A 22,327-nucleotide genomic window follows, 5' to 3' on the forward strand; every position below is an offset into this window, starting at 1 on the left:
TCTCGCGGATCATGATGGCCTCCGCGTGGCCCAGCCTCCGCCTGCACCATGGGTGGCTCGCGGATCTGGCGGACTCTGCCTGGCCCAGCTTCCGCCCCGCGGCCGCCTCGGCTCGGCGGCTCCGTGATCGGCGAGACCGACTCAGGGGTGTCTCAGAGGTCGCTCTCGACGTTCCGGCGGCCTTCGAGTCGCCGCTTGGCGGCGGTGTCCCCGTAGAGACTCCAGCGCCAGAAGTCGGTGGTCGCGGTGGCGACGAGGCTGAAGTCCCCGCCGTCGGTGGTGACGTGCCCGCCGTCCGGGATGGTCAGCATCGCCTTGGGCCACGGCACGGCGTCGAAGGCGGCGAGGCCGTCGGCGTACCTCACGGTCCGGTCGAGGCTGCCGTGCACGAAGAACACGGGGGCGGCCGGCCCGGAGAACGGCACCGGCAGCACCTGCCGGCCGGCCAGGACGACGGCGGCGTCGAGCCGGTCGTCCCGGTCGCCGCTGAGCATGCCGATCGTGGTGATGCCGCCGCCGGAATGCCCGGCCGCCGCGACATGCTCACCGTCGAGCCGGCCCCGCAGCGGATCGCCGGCCCGGGTGTCGAGGGCGAGCACCTCGGTGAGCACGTGCGAGGCGTCGGCGGGCTGGTTGATCAGGTCGATCACGTCGAAGTCGGCGACGCCCGCGGAGGTGTGCGGGTAGGCCGCGCCGGCGACGACGAAGCCCGCACCGGCCCAGCGGGTGAGGAGCCGGCCGTAGTCGCCCGGCCGGGCGGTGAGCCCGTGGCTGAACACGATCACCGGGAACGGACCCTCGCCGGTGGCCGGATACCAGACGGTCGTCGGTAGCGGACGGTCCTTGCCGCGGCTGAGCCGTAGCTTCCTGACCTTGACCGGGAGGTTCCCGCTCGGCGCCTTTCCCGCGGGTGCCGCCGCGGCCGGTGCGCCTGTCGCTGATGTCTTCGTGGCCGTCGGCGCCTTCGTGGCCGTCGATGCCGTGGCCGCCGCTCCGGCACTCGCCGGTGGTGAAACCGACTCGGTCGAGCAGGAGGTCAGCGCCGCAACGGCGATCAACAGCGCGACTGCCCCTTGTCTCATGCGCCCATTGTGCCCGGGTTCGCGCCCCGGCCCGGTGTGTTTTCGTGCTTGGCTGTCGTGGTTCGGCCGGGTGTGTTTTCGTGCTTGGCTGTCGTGGTTCGGCCGGGTGTGTTTTCGTGCTCGGCGATCGTGGCTCGGCCGGGCGTGATCTCGCGCTCGGCCATCGCGGCCCGGAGACGGGCGACGTCCCGCCGGTCCTTCTCGCGGCGGCGGAGGCCCGGCACCCAGACCGGCATCATCTCCTTGATCTCGATCTGCGCCCGCGGGCTGACGATCGCGCAGCTCACCTCCCCGATCCGGCCAGGCGGTCCGGAAAGAAGATCCGCCGGCCACCGGGTACCCGCATACGGGCCGGCGGGCACCGTCGGGCAACGGTCTGCGTCCTCGCCGAGCAGCGTGACCTGGACGTCGACGCCGGCCGGGGTCTCCAGATCGTGCTGCAGGCCCGCCGGGGCGTTGCCCGGCAAGTCGCGGTAGCCGAGCCCGCGCAGCGCGGCGACGATGCGGCCCGCGTCCGTGGCCCGGCAGAGGAAGTCGATGTCCCGATGCGGCCGGGTCACCCGGCCGAGGTAGAAGTCCATCGCCCAGCCGCCCCGCAACCAGAGCCCGGCACCGGCGACCCGGACGATGTCGGCGATCGCGCGCAGTTGAGGCTCCGTGCTCATCCGGTCAGGGTAGGCAGCAAGACACTCCCACGGACGGGTGAAATTTCCGGGCGAAGGGCGAACTCCCTGCTACGGGGCAGGACGGCCTGTCGCGGACCTGCCCGGCTTCGCTATTGTCCTGCGCATGCCTGACAACACCGTCGACCCGAGCGGCAACACCGAGGCGTTCCGCGCCTTCACGCAGAAGGCTCCTCAGGAGCCGCCGGCCCCGTCCAAAACCCCTCTGATCATCGGCGTGGGTGTCGCCGCGATCGTCCTGATCGCGCTGATCGCCTGGCTGGCGCTGGGCTGACCCGAGCTCCAGCCGACCTGATCCGGGCTGAGCGCGGGCCGGGCTTTACGCGGGCTTCCGCCCGCCGGCCCGCCCGCGCTACCCCTTCCGCGCTGCCCGCTTCCGCGCTGCCCGCTTCCGCGCTGCCCGCTTCCGCGCTGCCCGCGGCGTTGCCTGCTTCCGCGCTGCCCGCGGCGTTGCCTGCTTCCGCGTTGCCTGCGGGGCTGCCCGTTTCCGCGTTGCCTGTGGCGTTGCCCGCTTTCGCGTTGCCTGTGGCGTTGCCCGCTTTCGCGTTGCCTGCGGGGGTGCCCGCTTCCGCGGTGCCTGCCGCGTTGCCGCGGTGCACGGCTTCGGGCGGGCGGCTTCCGCGCCGTCCCGGGCCTCCGCGCTGTCGCGTCTGCCCGGCGTCGAGGCCGTCGCGCCGTGGGCCGCGGCGTTGGGCGGGTGCCGTGCTTTGGCTCAGCGGGAGAGCACGGCGGCGACCTGGCCGGCGATCTCGAGCTCCTCGTCCGTCGGGACCACGCACACCGTCACCGCCGCGCCCTCCGGCGAGATGATGCGGTCGCTGCGGGCGTTGCGGTCCTCGTCGATCGCTATGCCCAGGGCCGTCAGGCCCGCCAGCGAGGCCGCGCGGACCTCCGGGGACTTCTCCCCGACGCCGGCCGTGAAAGCGATCGCGTCGGCGCGGCCCAGCACCGCCAGGTACATCCCCACGTATTCCTTGATGCGCCGGCAGTAGAGGTCGAAGGCGAGCGTCGCCGCGGGGTCCCCCTGCTCCCAGCGATGCTCCACCGATCGCATGTCGTTGTCGCCGGTGAGGCCCTGCATGCCCGCGGAGCGGGTCAGCGACCGCTCGATCTCCTCGACCGGCAGGCCCGCGACCCGGTGCAGATGGAAGATCACCGTCGGGTCGATGTCGCCGCAGCGGGTGCCCATCACGAGCCCGGCCAGCGGCGACATGCCCATCGAGGTCGCTACGCTGCGGCCGCCGTCGACCGCACAGGCGCTCGCGCCGTTGCCGAGATGCAGCGTGATCACCTTGGCCGTGGCCGACGGGAGCCCGAGCAGTTCGGCGGTCTTGCGCGCCACGTAGGCGTGCGACGTGCCGTGGAAGCCGTAGCGGCGGATCTGCCACCGGTCGGCCAGCGACGCGTCGATCGCGTACGTCGTGCCCTCCGGCGGGATCGTCTGGTGGAACGCCGTGTCGAAGACCGCCACCTGCGGTACGTCCGGCAGCAGCTTTCGGGCCACCGCGATGCCGCTGAGCGCCGCGGGGTTGTGCAGCGGTGCGAGCGGGACGAGCCGCTCGACCGTCGCGACCAGGACGTCGTCGACCAGCGTCGCCTCGGCGAACTCGGCGCCGCCGTGCACGACGCGGTGCCCGACGGCGTCGAGCCCGGCGAGGTCGACAGAGGACATGACCCGCTGCAGGGCCGCTTCGTGGTCGGCCACCTCGCCGTCCTGCTCGCCGATCCGCTCGATCAGGCCCTTGGCCAGCGTCGCGGTGCCGTCGAAGAGTCGATATTTCACCGAGGAGGAGCCGCTGTTGAGCACGAGGATTTTCATGAGCTGGCCTGGATCGCCGTGATCGCCACCGTGTTGACGATGTCCTTGACCGTCGCGCCCCGGGACAGGTCGTTGACCGGCCGCCGCAGGCCCTGCATGACCGGCCCGACCGCCACGGCGTTCGCCGAACGCTGCACCGCCTTGTAGGTGTTGTTGCCCGAGCTCAGATCGGGGAAGACGAACACCGTCGCCTTGCCGGCGACCAGGCTGTCGGGCAGCTTGGTCGCCGCCACCCCGGGATCGATTGCCGCGTCGTACTGAATGGGTCCCTCCACGGGTAGGTCGGGGCGGCGCTGCCGGACCAGGGCGGTCGCGGCGGCCACCTTCTCCACGTCGGCGCCCGAGCCCGAGCTGCCGGTCGAGTAGGAGAGCATGGCCACCCGCGGCTCGATGCCGAACGCCGCCGCGGTCTGCGCGGACGACAACGCGATGTCGGCGAGCTGGGCGGCGTCCGGGTCGGGGTTGACCGCGCAGTCGCCGTAGACGAGCACGCGGTCGGCCAGCAGCATGAAGAACACGCTGGACGCGACCGAGACCTCGGGCACCGTCTTGATGATCTCGAATGCGGGCCGGATGGTCGCGGCGGTCGTGTGACTGGCCCCCGAGACCATGCCGTCGGCGAGCCCCGCGGCGACCATCAGGGTGCCGAAGTAGTTGGCGTCGCGGACCACGTCGTATGCCAGGTCGAGCGTGACGGCCTTGTGCCTGCGCAGCTCCGCGTAGCGCTCGGCGAAGGCGTCGCGCCATCCGCTGGCGGCCGGGTCGACCAGCCGGGCGGCACCGATCTCGACGCCGATCTCACGGGCCCGCCGGGTGATCTCGGCGGGGTCGCCGAGCAGGGTGAGGTCGGCGACGCCGCGCCGCAGCAGGGTCTCGGTCGCGCGCAGGATGCGCTCGTCGGTGCCCTCCGGCAGCACGAGGTGGCGGCGGTCGGCGCGTGCCCGGTCGATCAGGTCGTTCTCGAACATCAGCGGCGTCACCCTGCCGGAGCGGGTGACGTCGAGCAGCCGGGTCAGCTCGGCGGTGTCCACATGGGCCTCGAACGCGCCGAGCGCCGCCTCCACCTTGCGGGGGGTGTCGGCGCTGAGTTTCGCCTCGATCCGGCCCGCGGCGCTGATGGTGTGGTAGCTGTCCGAGCGCACGACCAGCATCGCCAGGCCGGTGTTGAGGCGCTCGATCACCCGGACGGCGCGGGGGTCGGGAAGCTCCCCGAGGGTCAGCACCAGACCGGCGAGCGTCACGTTGCCGGCGGCGTGCGCGGCGCTCGCCGCGACGAGCAGGTCGGCCCGGTCGCCGGGGGTGATCAACAGCGCGCCGTCGGTCAGGTGGTCGAGCAGGGCCGGCACGTGTGCGGCGCCGACGACGTAGTCGAGGACGTCGCGGTCGAGGGCGGCGTCGCCGCCGGTCACGATGGTCGCGTCGAGGGCGGCCGCGACCTCCGCGACGGTCGGCGCGGCGACCGCGGGAACCTCGGGGATGGCCCAGACCGGTACCGGCAGGCCGCCGGGGGGCGCCACGCCTTCGGGCACCCGGTTGGCGATCACCGCCAGGACGGTCGCGTTGAGCTCCACAAGGGAGTGGTATGCCGAGCGGACCGTCGCGTTCAGGTCCGGGCGCCGCCCCTGGCAGCCGACGACGGGAACCACCACGCTGCCGAACTCGGTCGCGAGCCGTGCGTCGAAGGCCAGCTCGCGGGGGATCTCGTCCTGCCCGTCGTCCTGCCCGTCGGAGAAGTCGCTGCCGATCACGACCACGGAGCCGCAGCGCCGCTCGACCTCGCGGTAACGCTCGACTATCCGGGAGATGAGCTCCTCCCGCTTGCCGTCGGACACCAGCGCGGCGGCCTCGGTCATGGTGACGCCGAACGACTCGGGGTAGGGCGCGACGACGGGGTAGCGGGTGGTGAGCAGGGTCAGCAGCGGGTCCGCGCCGGTGCCGGGCACCAGCGGCCGGAAGACGCCGATGCGGGCGACCTGCCGGGACAGGAGCTCGACCAGCCCGAGGGCGACGGTGCTCTTCCCGACGCCGGGACTGAGCCCGGCGACGTAGACGCTGCTTGCCACGTCCTCAACCTACCGGGCGGCCCATGATCCCACCCCGATGTCGCCGGACCCTGTGGATAGCGGCCGGCTGTCAGAGCAGCGCGCGAAGGTAGCCGTCCGGGCGTTCGAGGAAGCGGCGCCAGTGCGCGACGATCTCCAGCTCGTCCCACTTCACCCGGCGGATCCCGTGATCGCCCAGCTCCAGGATCGTCGCGTCCGGCAGCGCCGTCAGCACCGGCGAGTGCGTCGCCACGACCACCTGCGCGCCTTGCCCGCGCAACGCGTCCAGGCGGGCGAGCAGGCCGAGCGTCGAGGTGAACGACAGCGGGGCCTCCGGCTCGTCCATCAGGTAGAAGCCGTACCCCCGGAACTTGCGGTCCAGCAGCTCCAGGAAGCCCTCACCGTGGCTGCGGTCGTGCAGGTCGGTGTCCGGATTCGGGCCCGGCAGCGCCTCGAGGTAGGTGTACAGGCCGTGCGTGGTCTCCGCACGCAGGAAGTACGCGTTCGCCGCCCGGCCCGGCGTGCGGATCACCCGCAGGGCCGAGCCCAGCGGCGATTCGGTCACCCGGGTGCTGTGCCGGGCGCCGCGTGAGCCGCCCTCCGGGTTCAGGCCGTGCACGGCCGCCAGGGCCTCGACAAGCGTCGACTTCCCGGAGCCGTTCTCGCCAACCAGGAACGTCACGCCGGCCGGGATGTTGAGGCCGTGTTCCAGGACGGCCGCGATCGCCGGGATCCTCGCCCACCAGGCGTCGCGGTCGACCTCGGCGCCGAGGTCCGCCTCGACGCGGCGGATCGGCCCCGGTTCCCGGCCGGGTGCTCTGCTCAACGCCGCGGCCTACTCCTCGTCGTCCTCGTCGCCGCGGGCCAGCCACGTCGCGAAGCGCTCGATCGGCGTCTCGAACTCGGGGTGGGCGTCGACGAAGTTCCGGAGCTGCTCGCCCACCCACTCCAGCGTCACGGACTCCTCGCCGCGCCGCTCGACCAGTTCCTCGATGCCACGGTCGGTGAAGTACACGGTCTCTCCCAAAGGTGAAAGGGCGCCCCGCGGCATGTTGCGGGGCGCCCTTTTTCTAACAGACGGTCACGGGCGCGGGAGCGCCGCCTCGATCAGGGCCGACTGCTCGGCCTCGTGCAGCTTCGCCGAGCCGACGGCCGGTGCGGCCGCCGCCGGGCGCGAGATCCGGCGCAGGCGCACGCCGTCGAGGTGCTCGAGCAGGTTGAGGGCCACGAACGACCAGGCGCCCTGGTTGGCCGGCTCCTCCTGCACCCACGCGAAGTCCTCCGCGTTCGGGTACCGGTTCAGCACGGCCTTCAGCTCCTCGACCGGCAGCGGGTAGATCTGCTCCATCCGGATGATCGCCGTGTCGGTGATGCCGCGCTCCGCCCGTGCCTGGAACAGGTCGTAGTAGACCTTGCCCGAGCAGAGCAGGACCCGCTTCACCGCGCCGTCGTCCAGCGGCGTGCCGTTCACGCCGGCGTCGCCGACGATCGGCTGGAACGTTCCCGTGGTGAAGTCGGAGACCGACGACACCGCGAGCTTGTGCCGCAGCAGCGACTTCGGCGAGAAGACGATCAGCGGCTTGCGCTTGGCCGACAGGGCCTGCCGGCGCAGCAGGTGGAAGTAGTTCGCCGGGGTGGTCGGGTTGGCGACCCGCATGTTGTCCTGCGCGCAGAGCTGCAGGAACCGCTCCGGGCGGCCCGACGAGTGGTCCGGGCCCTGGCCCTCCTGGCCGTGCGGGAGCAGCAGCACGACCGAGGACTGCTGGCCCCACTTGACCTCGCCGGAGGAGATGAACTCGTCCACGATCGACTGTGCGCCGTTGACGAAGTCGCCGAACTGCGCCTCCCAGAGCACCAGCGCCTCGGGGTTCTCGACCGAGTAGCCGTACTCGAAGCCCATCGCCGCGTACTCGCTGAGCAGCGAGTCGTGGACGAAGAAGCGCGCGCTGCCGGTGGCCAGCGTGGTGAGCGGCAGGAAGGCCTCGCCGGTCCGTGAGTCCACGATCGCGGCGTGCCGCGAGGTGAACGTGCCGCGGCGCGAGTCCTGGCCGGCGAGGCGCACGGTGACGCCCTGGGCGAGCAGCGAGCCGAACGCGATCAGCTCGCCGAAGCCCCAGTCGATGCCGCCGTCGGCGGACATCTTGGCGCGCCGGTCGAGCAGTTGCTGTACCCGCTTGTGCGGCGCGAAGCCGTCGGGCAGATCCAGGTGGGCCTGGCCGACCGCCCGCACGCTGGCGGGGTCGATCGCGGTGTCGACCTGCGGCTCGGGCTCGTCCGTCCGGGTCGGCCGGGGACGCGGCGGGGAACCGGCCGAGTCCCGGGTCGCCTTGAAGACCTGCTCCAGCTGCGACTGGTAGTCGCGCAGCTGCTCCTGGGCGTCGTCCACGGTCAGGTCACCGCGGCCGATGAGCTCCTCGGTGTACAGCTTCCGGACCGAGCGCTTGGTGTCGATGATCTGGTACATCCGCGGGTTGGTCATCGACGGGTCGTCGCCCTCGTTGTGCCCGCGGCGGCGGTAGCAGACCAGGTCGATCACCACGTCCTTGTTGAACGCCTGGCGGTACTCGAACGCGAGCCGGGCCACCCGCACGACGGCCTCGGGGTCGTCGCCGTTCACGTGGAAGATCGGCGCCTGGATCATGCGCGCCACGTCGGTCGAGTAGAGCGACGAGCGGCTGTACTCGGGGGCGGTGGTGAAGCCGACCTGGTTGTTGACGACCACGTGGACCGTGCCGCCGGTGCGGTAGCCGCGCAGCTGGGAGAGGTTGAGCGTCTCCGCAACCACGCCCTGGCCCGCGAACGCGGCGTCGCCGTGCACCAGGACCGGCAGCACCGTGTAGCCGTGCAGGCCGAGGTCGAGGCGGTCCTGCTTGGCCCGCACGATGCCCTCGAGCACCGGGTCGACCGCCTCGAGGTGGGACGGGTTGGCCACCACGCTGACGGTGGTGCTGTGCTCGCCGTCCGGCGTCGTGTACTTGCCGGTCTGGCCCAGGTGGTATTTGACGTCGCCGGAGCCGTGTGCCGACTTCGGGTCCATCTGACCCTCGAACTCGTTGAAGATCTTCTCGTACGGCTTGCCGACGATGTTCGCGAGCACGTTGAGCCGGCCGCGGTGCGCCATGCCGATGACCATCTCGTCGAGGCCACCCTCGGCGGACGCCTGCAGCACCTCGTCGAGCAGCGGGATCAGCGACTCGCCGCCCTCGAGCGAGAAGCGCTTCTGCCCGACGTACTTGGTCTGCAGGAACGTCTCGAACGCCTCGGCCGCGTTCAGCCGGTTGAGGACGTGCTTCTGCTCGTCCGGGTCCGGCTTGGTGTACTTGATCTCGATCCGGTCCTGGATCCAGCGCCGCTCCTCGGGGCCCTGGATGTGCATGTACTCGATGCCGACCCGGCGGCAGTAGGTGTCGCGCAGGACGCCGAGCACGTCGCGCAGCTTCATCTTCTGCTTGCCGGCGAAGCCGCCGACCGGGAACATCCGGTCGAGGTCCCAGAGGGTCAGGCCGTGCTGGAGCACGTCCAGGTCGGGGTGCCGGCGGATCTCGAACTCGAGCGGGTCGGTGTCGGCCATCAGGTGACCGCGCACCCGGTACGCGTGGATCAGCTCGACGACCCGCGCGGCCTTGTCGATCTGCCCCTCGGAGGTCCGGGCGACGTCGCGCACCCAGCGCACCGGCTCGTACGGGATCCGCAGCGAGGTGAAGATGTCGTCGTAGAAGGCGTGCTCGCCGAGCAGGAACTCGTGCATCGCCTTGAGGAACTCGCCGGACTGCGCGCCCTGGATGACCCGGTGGTCATAGGTGCTGGTCAGCGTGGTGACCTTGCTGACGCCGTGCTCGGTCAGGGTCTCGTCGGACATGCCGGAGTAGGGCGCCGGGTACTCCATCGCGCCGACGCCGATGATGGCGCTCTGGCCGGTCATCAGGCGGGGGATGGAGTGCACGGTGCCGATGCCGCCGGGGTTGGTCAGCGAGATCGTCGTGCCGGCGTAGTCGTCCATGGTCAGCTCGTTGCGGCGGGCGCGCCGGACCACGTCCTCGTACGCCTGCCAGAACTTGCGGAAGTCCATCTGCTCGCAGTTCTTGATGGACGGCACGACCAGGGTGCGGGTGCCGTCCTTCTTGGCGAGGTCGATGGCGATGCCCAGGTTGATGTGCTCGGGCTGCACCAGCGCCGGCTTGCCGTCCACCTCGGCGAACGAGTTGTTCATCTCCGGGTGGGCGATCGCGGAGCGGACCAACGCCCACCCGATGAGGTGGGTGAAGCTGACCTTGCCGCCGCGGCCGCGGGCGAGGTGGTTGTTGATCACGATGCGGTTGTCGACCAGCAGCTTCGCCGGGACGGCGCGCACCGACGTCGCGGTCGGCACCTCGAGGGAGGCGTCCATGTTCTGCACGATGCGGGCGGCGACGCCGCGCAGCGTGGTGACCTTCGAGGAGTCTGCCGGCGCGGGCGTCTTCGCGGCCGGCTTCGCCGCGGCGGCCGGCTTGGCGGGCGCCGGGGCCTTGGCCGGCGCGGTCGCGGCGGGGACCGTCGGCTTCTCCTCGGCGATGGTCGAGGCCGCGGGGGCGTCGGTGCCCGCCTTGGCGGCGGTCGCCTTCGCGTTCGCGGCGGTCGCCTCGTCCGGGGTGGCGATCGAGCCCGAGGCCATGGCCGGCTTGTAGTCGGCGAAGAAATCGTGCCAGGCGGGATCGACGCTGGCTGGGTCGGCCAGGTAGCGCTGGTACATCTCGTCGACGATCCACTCGTTGGGTCCGAAGTCCGCGAGTGGATTGTCATTCGAAGTCTGCTGGGTCGACACTGCCGTGTTCGCCTCTTTCACCATGTTGTCAGCACGCGACGATTCGTCACACGGGACGAAAGGAATCGCCGTCAAGGCTACGCCGTGAGATTTGCGTGGCCATCCGGACGTCCAGTGTGTGACGAACTGCCAAGGCGCAGGGGAGACGTGTGACCTGCCGAACACGATCAGGTGATGTCGCGCCGCTTCATGATCCACGTGCCGAGACCGCCCGCAAGCACCGCGTAGCCGATCAGCACGACGGCGCCGACCCAGCGGGGCGGATTGCCCGGCAACTCGGTTCCGGAGATCATCAGCTGCGACGCCAGCGGCGGGACCAGCACCTGCAGCTTGCTGAACCACTCGCCGATCCGGGGCGTGAGCAGGAGGAAGAACGTGGACGCGCCGAAGGTCCCGATCACGTAGATCGTGCTCAGCGCGATGGTCGCGCCGATCTGGCTGCGGATCAGCACGCCCGCGCCGACGCCGAGAATCGCCCATAGGGCGTATGCGAGCGCGTTGAGGCCGATCGCACGCCAGACCGCCGGCTCGCCCAGCTGTGGGCCGACGTCCAGCGAGTTCAGGATGAACGGCACGAAGAGCAGGTTGAGCAGGGTCGTGACGAGCCAGAAGCCGACGCCGAACAGGGCCGAGGCGGCCAGCTTGGCGAAGATGACCTGCTCCCGGCGCGGTGTCACCAGGAAGGTGGTGGTGGCCGTCAGGTGGAAGAACTCGTTGGTCACGACGATGGCGCCCAGCAGCATGACCATCAGGACGCCGAAGAACTGGCCGCTCGTGTAGAGGTTCGCCGCCACGTTGACGGCCGCCTGCGCCACCCGGACCTGCTCGGCCTCGTCGCCGGTCAGCCCCTGCTCGGCCGGGTCAACGTCCGCGGTGAAGTTGCTGCTCGCCCAGTTGGCCAGCAGGGCAAGCGCCCAGAGCGCCAGCGAGATCAGGCCGAAGATCCACCAGGTGGAGGTGGATCGGATCTTGAACAGCTCGGCTTTGACGAGGTTCATCGAATTCCCGCCTTTCCGGCCGTGAGCTGCAGGAATACCTGTTCCAGGTCGGCGCGTTCGCCGGTGAGTTCGTGCAACTCGACGCCCGCGTTGAAGGCGATGTTGCCGACCTTGGCGACCTCCAGGCCGGTGACAAGCAGGGCCTCGTCGGGCAGCGTGGTCACGCCGGCCTGCTCGGCCGCGAGTGCGGCGGTCAGCACGCCGGGCTGGGGCGTGCGCACCCGGACCTGGCTGGTGCCCGCCATGGAGCCGAGCACCTCACCGACCGGGCCCTGCCGGATCAGCCGGCCCGCGGCGATGATCACCACGTCGTCCGCGAGCTGCTGCATCTCGCTGAGGAGGTGGCTCGAGACCAGGATCGTGCGGCCCTCGGCGGCCAGGGACTTGAGCAGGTCGCGCAGCCAGCGGATGCCCTCGGGGTCGAGGCCGTTGGCCGGCTCGTCGAGGATCAGCACCCGCGGGTTGCCGAGCATCGCCGCGGCGATGCCGAGCCGCTGCTTCATGCCCAGCGAGTAGCCCTTGAACTTGCGCTTGGCGGCCGGGGTCAGCCCGACGCGGGCGAGCGCATCGTCGGCCGCCTGCCGCGGCAGCCCGGCCGCGAGGCAGATCATCCGCAGGTGGTTGATGCCGCTGCGGCCCTTGTGCGCGCTGGACGCCTCGAGGACCGCGCCCACGTGCCGGATCGGCTGGTCGAGGTCGGCGTAGCGTACGCCGGAGAAGGTGGCCGTGCCGGAGGTCGGGGTGACGAGCCCGAGCAGCATGCGCAGCGTCGTGGTCTTGCCCGCGCCGTTGGGGCCGAGGAAGCCGGTGACCCGCCCGGAGTGCACGGTGAAGGACAGGTTGTCGACGGCGCGCAGCGCCTTGTAGTGCTTGGTGAGGTTGGAGACGACGATCTCCTCGGAGCCTGTCGGCAACGCTCACTCCTCCCGCTCGGCTGGTGGATCAACCTACCGCTTCGACGGCGATCCAGGTGGCCCTTGCGGTGGCGATGCGCTCGCCACCCGGTGCGTAGATCGAGGAATCGACCACGGCCTTGCGGCCCTGCACAGAAACCGCCGCACCGACCACCACGCAGGTGCTGCCCGCCGCGGGCAGGGCGTCGACGGCCACCGCGATGCGGCCGAGCAGGTAGACCCGGCCGGCCCGCAGTGCCGACCAGCCGCCGGGGCAGTCCAGCGCCGCCCACATGGTCTCCACCCGCACGTCCGGCGGGACCACCCAGGGCGCGGCCATCCGGCCGTCGGGCAGCGGCCCGGCGAAGATCCGGAGGCCGTCGGGGTGCCGCGGCCCGCACACGAAGCACGTGGGGAACGGGTGGTCGGCGAAGCCCGGGTAGCCGGCGGCGGCGGCCTCCGCCTCGGCCGGGGAGACCGGTGCCACCCCGGTGCCGGCGTCGGTGACCGGCACCACCTCGGCGACCAGGGCGCCGTCGGGCGCGGTGACCTTGCCGTCCGCCACGGTCAGCGGGGTCTCCAGCGGCGGCGGCACCCGGAGCGTCACCTCGAAGGCCCGCCCGTCCGCGCCCGCGCCCGCCGCCACGGCGAACGCGCCGGCGGACCAGCCGCCGTTGCCCGAGCCGGCCGGGCCGTTGTAGCGGGAGGCGATCTGCATGTCACCGACGTTCTCACACGGGTGCGACACAGAGCCGTTCATACAGCGGTCATCCACCACTACCTGGGCCGACACGCCGTCGGCAGACACGAGCCCTACACAGTTCTCATGACGGTACTCATGACCGCCGCCGCTTCCACCGGGACCAGCGGCTATTCACTCCTCATCGCCGACGGCGCCGATCAGGTCGCGGCCGCGCAGCGGCTGCGGCACGACGTCTTCGCCACCGAGCTCGGCGCGACGCTGCCCGGGGCCACCCTCGACGGGCGCGACGCCGACGAGTTCGACGACTTCTGCGACCACCTGATCGTCCGCGACGACTCGACCGGCCAGGTCGTCGGCACCTACCGGATGATGACCCCCAAGGCCGCCGAGCGGGCCGGGCGCCGCTACGGTGACGGCGAGTTCGATCTCAGCGGCCTCCGACCGCTGCGCGACCAGCTGGTCGAGACCGGGCGCTCCTGCGTGCACCCGGACCACCGCTCCGGGGCCGTGGTGAACCTGATGTGGGCCGGCATCGCCCGCTACCTGCACCTCAACAACCTGCGCTGGCTGGGCGGCTGCGCGTCGGTCGGCCTCGAGGACGGCGGGGCGACCGCGGCCGGCGTCTGGGCCCGGGTCTCCGCCCGGCACCTCTCGCCGCCCGCGCTGCGGGTCCGGCCGCGCAACTCCTGGCTCGCCGGCACCGACCTCGTCGGCGACCCGAGGATCCTGCCGCCACCGCTGCTGCGGGGCTACCTGCGGCTGGGCAGCTGGGTCTGCGGCGAGCCGGCCTACGACCCGGACTTCCGCTGCGCCGACTTCTACGTGCTGTTCTCCATGGACCGGATGGACCCGCGCTACCGGCGGCACTTCCTCGGGGCGACCCGATGAGCCCGGCGATGTGGCAGCCCACCTCCGCGTGCGGTCCGCAGTGCCGGCCGGGCGGCGAGCGGGCCGCGGGAGCCGTCACCACGGTGTTGCGGTTGTCGGCCCTGTTCGGCGTACTCGTATGGGCCCTGGTCCTGGCGCCGTTTGTGCGGCACACCGCGGCACGGGCCGTGTCCCGCGGCATCCTCGCGGCCCTCGGGGTGCGGCTGGTGTGGCGCGGCCCCGCGCCGCGGCCCGGCAGCCTGCTGGTGGCCAACCACGTCTCCTGGCTCGACGTCATCGCGCTGCACGCGGTGGCGCCGGTCCGGCTGGTCGCCAAGCACGACGTGCGCGGCTGGCCCGGTATCGGCGCGCTCGCGGTCGCGAGCGGGTCGATCTTCGTCGACCGGACCCGGCCGAAGAGCCTGCCGGCGACGGTCGCCGAGATCGCGGCGGCGCTGCGGGCCGGCCGTACGGTCGCGGTGTTTCCGGAGGGCACGACGTTCTGCGGCGCCGATCGCGGGCGCTTCCGGCCGGCCGTGTTCCAGGCCGCGGTCGACGCCGGCGCGCCGGTCGTGCCGGTCTCCATCCGGTACGCCTCACCGGCGGCCGCCTTCGTCGGCGAGGACACCCTGTGGTCCTCGGTCCGGCGGGTGGCGGCGTCGCGCGGGCTGACGGTTACCCTCGGCGGTGCGCCGGCGCTGCTCCCCGAGCCCGGCGCGGACCGCCGATCGCTGGCGAGGGCGGCCGAGGCGACGGCCGGGCTGCGGCCGGGCACCTTTGATCTTGCCGCCTAGCTGTCTCACAGAAAACTTTCAGGTACTGCGCAGCGTAAGCGCAGCCCTCGGGGTGAAGATGGTTACATGGCCGCTTCTCAGACCCAGGGCAAGCAGAGCGAGGCGAAGCTCCTCGTCGTAGAGGACGATGCGAACATCCTCGAGCTGCTCTCCGCCAGCCTGCGCTTCGCCGGGTTCGACGTCAGCACCGCCACCAGCGGCAGCGCCGCCGTCAGCGCGGCCAAGAACGCCACTCCCGACCTCGTCGTCCTCGACGTCATGCTGCCCGACCTCGACGGCTTCGAGGTCATCCGGCTCATGCGCGAGGGCGGCACCCGCACGCCGGTCGTCTTCCTGACCGCCCGGGACGGCACCGACGACAAGATCCGGGGCCTGACGCTCGGCGGCGACGACTACGTGACCAAGCCGTTCAGCCTCGAGGAGCTCACCGCCCGGATCCGGGCGGTGCTGCGCCGCACCACGGCCGGCGACGAGGAGCCCTCGCGCCTGGTCTTCGCCGACCTCGAGCTGGACGAGGAGACCCATGAGGTCTACCGGGCGGGGCAGCGCGTGCAGCTCTCCCCGACCGAGTTCAAGCTGCTGCGCTACCTGATGCTGAACGCCAACCGGGTGCTCTCCAAGGCGCAGATCCTCGACCACGTGTGGAAGTACGACTTCCGGGGCGACGACAACATCGTGGAGTCGTACATCTCCTATCTGCGGCGCAAGGTGGACAACGTGCAGCCACGGCTGATCCACACGCTCCGCGGCGTCGGATACGTGCTGCGCAAACCGGCGGCTTGAGCAACCCCGTGACTCTGACCCTCACCGACCGGCTCCGCAGACGCGTCCTGCTGCACGCCAGCCTGCGCCGGGTGCCGCTGAGCACCAAGCTCGTGGCCGCCGTCCTGGCGCTGGTGTTCGCGGCGCTGACCCTGATCAGCGCCGCCAGCACGTACGCGCTGCACAGCTACATGATCACCAGGCTGGACGCCGGGCTGGAGCGGTTCACGGTCACGCTGGAGAACCTCAGCGGGGACGAGCGGTTGGTGCTGCCTGCCGACTACTACGTGGCGGCGACCTCGGTCGACGGCGTCGGCAACCCGAAGGACACGAAGTACGACCCCTCGCTGCGGGCGAGTCAGCTGCCGCCGGTGATCAAGGGCCGGAAAGAGGTCGAGAAGCACCTGGGTAAGCCGTTCACGATCAAGTCCGCCGACGGCAGCGTGGTGTGGCGAATGCTGATCACGTACCTGGATGACGGCACCGTGCTGCACGTCGGCCAGCGGCTGATCGGCATCGACTCCGCGGTCAGCCGGCTGATCTGGGTCGACACGCTGGTCGGCGCGGGCGTGCTCTTCGCGCTCGCGGCGGTCGGCGCGGCGATCGTCCGGCAGAGCCTCATCCCGCTCGGGCAGATCGAGCGGACCGCGGCGGCCATCGCCGCCGGCGACCTCACCCAGCGCGTACCCGATCCGGAGCCGGACGTGGAGGAGCCGCAGACCGAGCTGGGCCGCCTCTCCCGGGCCCTGAACGCGATGCTCGCCCAGATCGAGGCCGCGTTCACCGCCCGCGCGCTGTCCGAGACCGCGGCCCGCGCCGCCGAGTCACAGTCGCGGGACGCCGCCGAGGCCGCCCGGGCGTCCGAGGCCCGCGCCGTGCGCTCGGAGGAGAAGATGCGGCAGTTCGTCGCGGACGCCTCCCACGAGTTGCGTACCCCGCTGACCTCGATCCGCGGCTTCGCCGAGCTGTACCGCCAGGGCGCGGTCGGCGATCCGGAGGACGTCGCCAAGCTGGTACGCCGGATCGAGGACGAGGCCGCCCGGATGGGCCTGCTCGTCGAGGACCTCCTGCTGCTCGCCCGGCTGGACCGCGAGCGGCCGATCACGCTGGCACCCGTCGAGCTGACGGTGCTCGCGGTCGACGCCGTTCAGGCGGCGCATGCCACCGCGCCCGAGCGCACGATCGAGTTGGACGTCCGGGAGTCGCCGGAGAAGCTGGTCGCGTACGGCGACGACGCGCGCCTGCGGCAGGTCATCGGCAACCTGATGACAAACGCGCTGGTGCACACTCCCGCGGACGCGTCGGTGACGCTCGCGCTCTATCCGGAAACGGGCAACCGGGCCGTCATCGAGATCAGCGACACCGGCCCTGGGCTCTCACCCGAGCAGCGCGAACACGTCTTCGAGCGCTTCTACCGCGCCGACGAGGCGCGGACACGGCATACCGACCGCAGGGCCACCGGCACGGGCCTCGGGCTGGCCATCGTCGCGGCGATCGTGCGGGCGCACCACGGCACTGTCGAGGTGATCAGCGAGCCCGGCGAGGGCGCGACCTTCCGGGTCAGCCTGCCCGCGCTGGTTCCCGACGAATCATGACTTCTGTGGTCATGCACCATTCACAGAGAACGTCCAGGGGTATCACAGGTCAATCGGAGCGGGTGAGGGCATGGTTGTACCCATGAGCGAGTACGAGACCAACCCGCAGCGGCACGAGAGCTCCCCCTCCGAGGAGCAGTCGCACCGGCCGGCGGACGCCTCCCGCGAGAGCAACCCGGAGCGGGGACAGTCCGACGTCACGGCCCAGCAGCCGGCGCTGAGCCAGCCGGCCGCGCCGGAGTCCGCCATCCCGCAGTCCGGCGCTCCGCAGGCCGGCTTCCCGCAGTCGCCGGCGCCGCAGGCCGGCTTCCCGCTGGCCGCGGCGCCGCAGGCCGGTGGCCCGCAGCAGCCCGGCCCCTGGACCGCGTCGCCATGGCAGCACACCGGCCAGAACCCGGCCCATCAGCTCCCCTACGGCCAGCAGGCCTACCCGGGCGGCCAGGCCCAGCAGCCCTACCCGGGCGCCTACCCCGGCCAGCCTCAGCACCCGGCGCCGGGTCCGGCCGGCCTGCCCGGCACCTGGGTGCCCGGCGAGGCGCCGCCGTCGCCCGAGGCCCCGGCCTGGGCGCAGGCGGTCGGTACCGACGTTCGCGAGCCCGCGCGGACCGGCCGGGGCCGCAAGGTCTTCCTGGCCGGCGCGGCCGCGGTCCTGATCGCCCTCGCCTCCGGCGGCATCGGCGCGGCCACCGCGCTCGCGTTCGACGACGACAACCCCGGCTCGGTGCAGACCAGCAACTCGTCGGTCACCCGCGTGGTCGACCACTCGTCGATGGCCGCGATCGTTGCGGCCGTCAAGGACAGCGTCGTCTCGATCACCACCGGGACCGGCGAGGGTTCCGGCGTCGTCCTCACCGCGGACGGCTTCATCGTCACCAACAACCACGTGGTCGCGAACGCGCAGGGCAGCACGGTGACCGTGATCTTCGCGGACGGCAAGAAGGTCGACGCGAAGATCGTCGGCACCGACCCGCGGACGGACCTCGCGGTGATCAAGGCCGAAGGCGTCTCGGCCCTCACCCCGGCGAAGTTCGGTTCCAGCGCCAACATGCAGGTCGGCGACACCGTTCTCGCGCTGGGCAGCCCGCTCGGCCTGGAGGGCTCGGTGACCGAGGGCATCGTCAGCGCCAAGGACCGCACCATCCGGGCCGGCGGCGAGGAAGGTCAGCAGAACCCGTTCGGCGGCCAGCAGCAGAACTCCGGCGCGACCTCGATGTCCGGCCTGCTGCAGACCGACGCGCCGATCAACCCGGGCAACTCCGGTGGCGCGCTGGTCAACACCAACGGTGAGGTCATCGGCATCAACTCCGCGATCGCCACCTCGGGCGCGGGCTCGGGCAACATCGGGCTCGGCTTCGCCATCCCGAGCGACAAGGCCCGGTCCGTCGCCGAAGCGCTGATGAAGGGCCAGAAGGTCAGCCACCCGGCGCTCGGCGTGAGCGTCACGGAGGCCGAGGGCGGCGGCGCGCTGGTCAAGGAGGTCACCCCGAACAGCGCGGCGGCCAAGGCCGGCCTCGAGCAGGGCGACGTGATCCTCTCCGTGGACAGCAAGGCCGTCAACGACTCCGACGACCTGGTCGCCATCGTGCAGGGCGCCAAGGTAGGCGACAAGGTGTCGATCGACTTCACCCGCAACGGCGCGCGCCAGACGGTGAACGCCACGCTGGCCGAATCGGCCTGACGCACGAACGCATCCGGTGCCGTCCGGGCCATCGGACGGCACCACCTCCCCACCGCGGTGGGTGGTCGCGACCAAGGGGGTTGGTCGCGACCACCCACCGCACCTATTTGTCCACCTTGCGCAATTTCTGGTGTTGAACGGCTTATCGGGGGGTCGCCATCCCCGGGCTGACCGCTTAGTCTCCATTCGCCATAGCGGATTGGAAGGTCGACCCCAGTGACCTACGTCGAGACCCGGATGAGTGTCTGGGAAGCCCTGGCCGGACGCGCCCCGGGCGAACCGCTCGGCCCCGCCGATCCCGGGCTCTGGGGCGCGGTGGTCGACCGGCTCAACCCGGCACGGGCCCGGCCCGTGCTGCGCGCCGGCATCGAGGCCGTCGAGCTCACCAGCGTGCGCGGTGCCACGTACGTGATGCTGCGCTCGCCCGACGACGGCGGCCGCGCCTGTTATCTGCGGCTGACGCCGGACGAGTGGCAGCTCGCGCTGATGATGGACGGCACGCACACGGTCGCCCGGCTGGTCGCCGAGTTCGCCCGGCTCGCCGGCCGGCTCGCACCCGACCAGGTCCGGCGGGTCGTCGCCGACCTGGCCGGCAACCGGATGCTCGACGAGCTTCCCGTCGATGCGTTCCGCCCGTTGCAGGAGCTCGAGCGTCAGCCGCTGCCGAAGCGCCTCGGCAGCGGTGTGCTCGCGGCGGTGCGCGGCCGCCGCATGCTGGTCTTCGACATCGACCGCGTGGTCTCCGCGCTCTACCGCGGCGGCGGGCGGTTCCTGTTCACCCGGGCCGCGATGATCGTCATGGCGGTCTTCGCGGTCGCCGGGATCGGCCTCTTCGTCGCCACCTGGTGGCGGGGCAGTCAGGCGATCTTCCTGGCCAACGGGTCCTATCTGCTCGGCGCGATCGTCCTGCTGTTGCTCAACCTGCTGGCCCTGGCGAGTCACGAGCTGGGTCACGCGCTGGCCACGAAACATGCCGGGCGGGAGGTGCCCGCGGCCGGCGTGCTGGTCTTCTTCGGAATCCCGTCCGTCTTCGTCGACACCACCGACGTGTGGATGGCCGGGCGCCGCGCCCGGATGCTCGTCACCGCCGCCGGGCCGCTCACCGGCCTGGTGCTGGCCGGGTCGATGCAGCTCATCGGGCTGGCCGTGCCGGCGCTCGGGCCGCTCGCCTTCAAGCTGGCCTTCGCCTGGTACCTCAACGTGCTGTTCAACCTGAACCCGCTGCTCGCGCTGGACGGCTACTACCTGCTGATGGACTGGCTGGAGATCCCGAACCTGCGCGGACGGGGCCTGGCGTGGGTGACCGGCCGCCTGCGGGGACGCCCGCCGGCGTGGTCCGGGCTCGACCGTGAGGGGCGCATCGTCGCCCTCTACGGCGTGCTGGCGGTGCTCTGGCTGGCGATAGCCGCGAACCTGGCGTACCGGATCTGGGCCGACCGGGTGGCGGGGCTCGCCACCGGCCTCTGGCACAGCGGTTTCGCCGGGCAGGCGCTGCTGGTGCTGATCGTGCTCGGGCTCTGCGCGCCGCTGATCTACATCGCCGCCGGACGGCTCGCCCGCTGGTGGAGCGCCGCCCGCGCGCGGGCCTCCGAGAAGCAGCGCGAGGCCGACGCGCCCCGCCGGCTCGCCGCGCTGCGCAACTCCGACCTCGGCGGCCTGCCGGAGCCCGCGCTGGCCGGGCTCGCCGCCCGGGCGCGCTGGCTGCGGCCCGCCTCCGGCACCCAGCTCGTCGTGGCCGGCGCTGCCCAGCAGGCCGTGTACGTCGTCGTGGACGGCGCCATGCAGGCCCGCAAGCCGGGCGATCCGGGCGGCACCATCCGCCACCACGTCGGCGCCGGCGGCGTCGTCGGGCTGGCCAACGCGCTCACCGGCCGCTCGACCTCGCTGGACTGGCACACGGCCGGCACCACGCTGCTCTCCGTTCCCACGGCCACGGTCGCGACCGTGGTCGGCCCGCTGCCGGGCCCGCCGCCCGCCGACCGGGCCGAGGCGGAGGCGCTCTTCGCCGACACCCCCGCGCTGGCCGGGCTGGCCGGCGACGAGCGGCTCGCGCTGATCGCCTCCGCGCACCCGGTCGACCTCGAACCCGGCGCGCCGGTCGTCCTGCCGGGCCCCACCCACGCCGTCGTCGTGGAGTCCGGCGTCATCGCCATGCCCGACGGGGTCGAGCTGCGCCGCGGCACGCTCGTCGGCCCGGTCGGCGACGGCAACCCGGGCATGGTCGCGCAGGCCCGCACGCCCGTACGACTGTGGGTCATCCCGGACGCCTCCGACCTGCCGCCGCTGGTCGGCTCGGCCGCACACCTGACCGGCGGGCCGGCGGATAGCGGGCCGGCCGCGTCCGGGGTGCACTCGGCCGGCGTCTATCCGCCCCTCGCCGCGCCGCCCGGGCCGCCGGACGGCACCGAGGACGCCGAGGTCGACCGCCGCTTCGAGCGCCGGATGTGGTGGCTCGTCCTGCTGCTGCTCCTGTTCGCGCTGCTGCTCACGGGCATGAACTTCGTGCCCGGGCCGGCGTGGGCCGAGATGCCCACCGACCGGGCGCTGCTCACCTCGGACCGCGGCACGGTCACCGCGACCATCGACGGCCGGATCGTGACCATCGATGAGGGCGAACGCCGGTACGTCGATGAGGGCGCCCGCATCACGGTCCCGCCGAAGGCGACCGGGCGGCTGACCTTCCAGGGCGGCTCGGCGACGCTGTTCTGCGCCGGCTCCAGCGCAACGGTCGGCCGGCTCTACACCGACGCGGGGCGGCAGCGGGTGCCGCACGGCAGCCTCAAGCTCGACGCCGGCCGGCTGCTCGCCGACACCGCCAGCACGAGCGGCGCCTATCAGCCGCTCGAGATGGCCCTGTCCCGGCCGGCGGCGGGCCTGGTCACCAACAGCGGCGCCGCCTGGTACGCGGTCGAGCCGGTCGGCCTGAGCGTCGCCACGGGGCGGGTCTACGTCGACGGCACGCCGAGCCAGCCCAGCGGCACGGACCTGAGCTGCGGTGACGGCGTCAAGGTCGAGCCGCCGGCCGGTTCGCCCAGCCCGTCGCCGAGCGACGAGCCGCTGCCGTCGGACCTGCCGACCGACGCCGTGTCGCCGACGCCGAGCTCGGCTCCGCCGACGGAGGCGACCGAGGTGCCGCAGCCGACGGACGACCCGGTCGACCCGACTCCGGACGTTCCGGAGCCGACGACCAACCCGCCGACGACCCGGCCGACGACGACCCCGCCGCCGACCACGCCGCCGCCGACCACGCCGCGTACCTCGCGCCCGACGTCCTCGCCCCCGCCGACCACGCCCAGCTCGACGCCGCCGACGTCGCCGAGCACGACGCCACCGACCTCTAGCTCGCCACCTGTGATTGGATGACGAAGTGCTCTGCTGGTTCTGTGCCAAGGCAGCCCGGGGGTCGTGCCGGTTCTGCGGTCGAGGGGTCTGTGAGGACCACGCCCGCTTCGGGCCGTACCTCCTTCAGGTGAGTCGTTCGGCGTCGCGTGGCCGGGCCGAGGCGCTCGTGGTCGAGGACGCCGTCCAGTGCGGCACCTGTCGGCCCAGGCCACAGCCGGTGGCCATGCCGGAGCTGGACTGACCACCCTCCCGATGGTGTGCACTGGAC

At 72.1% G+C, this 22,327-nt stretch carries 17 protein-coding genes; 7 read left to right on the forward strand and 10 right to left on the reverse strand.

Going from position 1 to position 22,327, the window contains the following annotated elements; translation table 11 throughout:
* Window positions 1–152: 152 nt before the first annotated feature.
* Entirely contained in the window at window positions 153–1,082 is a 930-nt protein-coding gene (locus AB0B58_RS08475; protein WP_360219618.1) for a chlorophyllase, read from the reverse strand.
* Complete coding sequence (locus AB0B58_RS08480) at window positions 1,079–1,747, reverse strand: nucleotidyltransferase domain-containing protein (protein WP_360219621.1); 669 nt, start codon at window positions 1,745–1,747, stop codon at window positions 1,079–1,081. The genes AB0B58_RS08475 and AB0B58_RS08480 overlap by 4 nt, the downstream gene beginning before the upstream one ends.
* Before the next feature lie 124 nt (window positions 1,748–1,871).
* Between AB0B58_RS08480 and AB0B58_RS08485 the strand changes: the two genes are divergently transcribed.
* Entirely contained in the window at window positions 1,872–2,039 is a 168-nt protein-coding gene (locus AB0B58_RS08485; RefSeq protein WP_360219624.1) for a hypothetical protein, read from the forward strand.
* Between the two features lie 438 nt (window positions 2,040–2,477).
* On the opposite strand, the gene AB0B58_RS08490 is transcribed toward AB0B58_RS08485, so the two are convergent.
* From AB0B58_RS08490 to AB0B58_RS08525, 8 genes are all read right to left on the reverse strand, one after another.
* Window positions 2,478–3,584: an acetate kinase gene (locus AB0B58_RS08490; RefSeq protein ID WP_360219627.1), complete on the reverse strand. Its 1,107-nt coding sequence runs from the start codon at window positions 3,582–3,584 to the stop codon at window positions 2,478–2,480.
* On the reverse strand, window positions 3,581–5,647 hold the full coding sequence (gene pta / locus AB0B58_RS08495; protein WP_360219630.1) for a phosphate acetyltransferase: 2,067 nt from the start codon (window positions 5,645–5,647) through the stop codon (window positions 3,581–3,583). The genes AB0B58_RS08490 and pta overlap by 4 nt, the downstream gene beginning before the upstream one ends.
* Before the next feature lie 70 nt (window positions 5,648–5,717).
* A complete protein-coding gene (locus AB0B58_RS08500; protein ID WP_360219633.1) occupies window positions 5,718–6,452 on the reverse strand; it encodes an AAA family ATPase in 735 nt (244 codons plus the stop codon).
* 9 nt (window positions 6,453–6,461) lie between these two features.
* Window positions 6,462–6,677 (reverse strand): DUF6104 family protein, encoded by a 216-nt coding sequence (locus AB0B58_RS08505; protein ID WP_360219636.1) that lies wholly within the window; start codon window positions 6,675–6,677, stop codon window positions 6,462–6,464.
* Window positions 6,678–6,707: 30 nt separating this feature from the next.
* Window positions 6,708–10,427, reverse strand: a complete 3,720-nt coding sequence (locus tag AB0B58_RS08510) for a multifunctional oxoglutarate decarboxylase/oxoglutarate dehydrogenase thiamine pyrophosphate-binding subunit/dihydrolipoyllysine-residue succinyltransferase subunit (RefSeq protein ID WP_360219916.1) — start codon at window positions 10,425–10,427, stop codon at window positions 6,708–6,710.
* A 167-nt stretch (window positions 10,428–10,594) separates the two neighbouring features.
* Window positions 10,595–11,425: an ABC transporter permease gene (locus AB0B58_RS08515; RefSeq protein ID WP_360219639.1), complete on the reverse strand. Its 831-nt coding sequence runs from the start codon at window positions 11,423–11,425 to the stop codon at window positions 10,595–10,597.
* Complete coding sequence (locus AB0B58_RS08520) at window positions 11,422–12,339, reverse strand: ATP-binding cassette domain-containing protein (RefSeq protein ID WP_360219642.1); 918 nt, start codon at window positions 12,337–12,339, stop codon at window positions 11,422–11,424. Before AB0B58_RS08520 ends, AB0B58_RS08515 begins: the two co-directional genes overlap by 4 nt.
* Window positions 12,340–12,367: 28 nt before the next feature.
* Window positions 12,368–13,036 carry a hypothetical protein gene (locus AB0B58_RS08525; RefSeq protein WP_360219645.1) on the reverse strand — a complete coding sequence of 223 codons (669 nt, stop codon included), beginning with the start codon at window positions 13,034–13,036 and terminating at the stop codon, window positions 12,368–12,370.
* Window positions 13,037–13,144: 108 nt separating this feature from the next.
* On the opposite strand from AB0B58_RS08525, the gene AB0B58_RS08530 reads away from it, so the two are divergent.
* The 6 genes from AB0B58_RS08530 (at window position 13,145) to AB0B58_RS08555 (ending at window position 22,080) form a co-directional block, all read left to right on the forward strand.
* Entirely contained in the window at window positions 13,145–13,909 is a 765-nt protein-coding gene (locus AB0B58_RS08530) for a GNAT family N-acyltransferase (RefSeq protein WP_360219648.1), read from the forward strand.
* A complete protein-coding gene (locus tag AB0B58_RS08535) occupies window positions 13,906–14,682 on the forward strand; it encodes a lysophospholipid acyltransferase family protein (protein WP_360219651.1) in 777 nt (258 codons plus the stop codon). The genes AB0B58_RS08530 and AB0B58_RS08535 overlap by 4 nt, the downstream gene beginning before the upstream one ends.
* A 66-nt stretch (window positions 14,683–14,748) precedes the next feature.
* Window positions 14,749–15,465, forward strand: coding sequence for a response regulator transcription factor (locus AB0B58_RS08540; protein ID WP_360219654.1), 717 nt, complete (start codon window positions 14,749–14,751; stop codon window positions 15,463–15,465).
* Window positions 15,466–15,479: 14 nt separating this feature from the next.
* The gene (locus AB0B58_RS08545; protein ID WP_360219919.1) at window positions 15,480–17,039 is read left to right on the forward strand and encodes a HAMP domain-containing sensor histidine kinase; all 1,560 of its coding nucleotides are present in this window, start codon (window positions 15,480–15,482) and stop codon (window positions 17,037–17,039) included.
* 82 nt (window positions 17,040–17,121) lie between these two features.
* Complete coding sequence (locus tag AB0B58_RS08550; protein WP_360219657.1) at window positions 17,122–18,717, forward strand: trypsin-like peptidase domain-containing protein; 1,596 nt, start codon at window positions 17,122–17,124, stop codon at window positions 18,715–18,717.
* A 216-nt stretch (window positions 18,718–18,933) separates the two neighbouring features.
* Window positions 18,934–22,080, forward strand: coding sequence for a cyclic nucleotide-binding protein (locus AB0B58_RS08555; protein ID WP_360219660.1), 3,147 nt, complete (start codon window positions 18,934–18,936; stop codon window positions 22,078–22,080).
* Window positions 22,081–22,327: the final 247 nt, after the last annotated feature.

It is taken from the genome of Actinoplanes sp. NPDC049118 (assembly GCF_040648555.1).
In the GTDB taxonomy this organism is placed as follows: Bacteria; Actinomycetota; Actinomycetes; order Mycobacteriales; family Micromonosporaceae; genus Actinoplanes.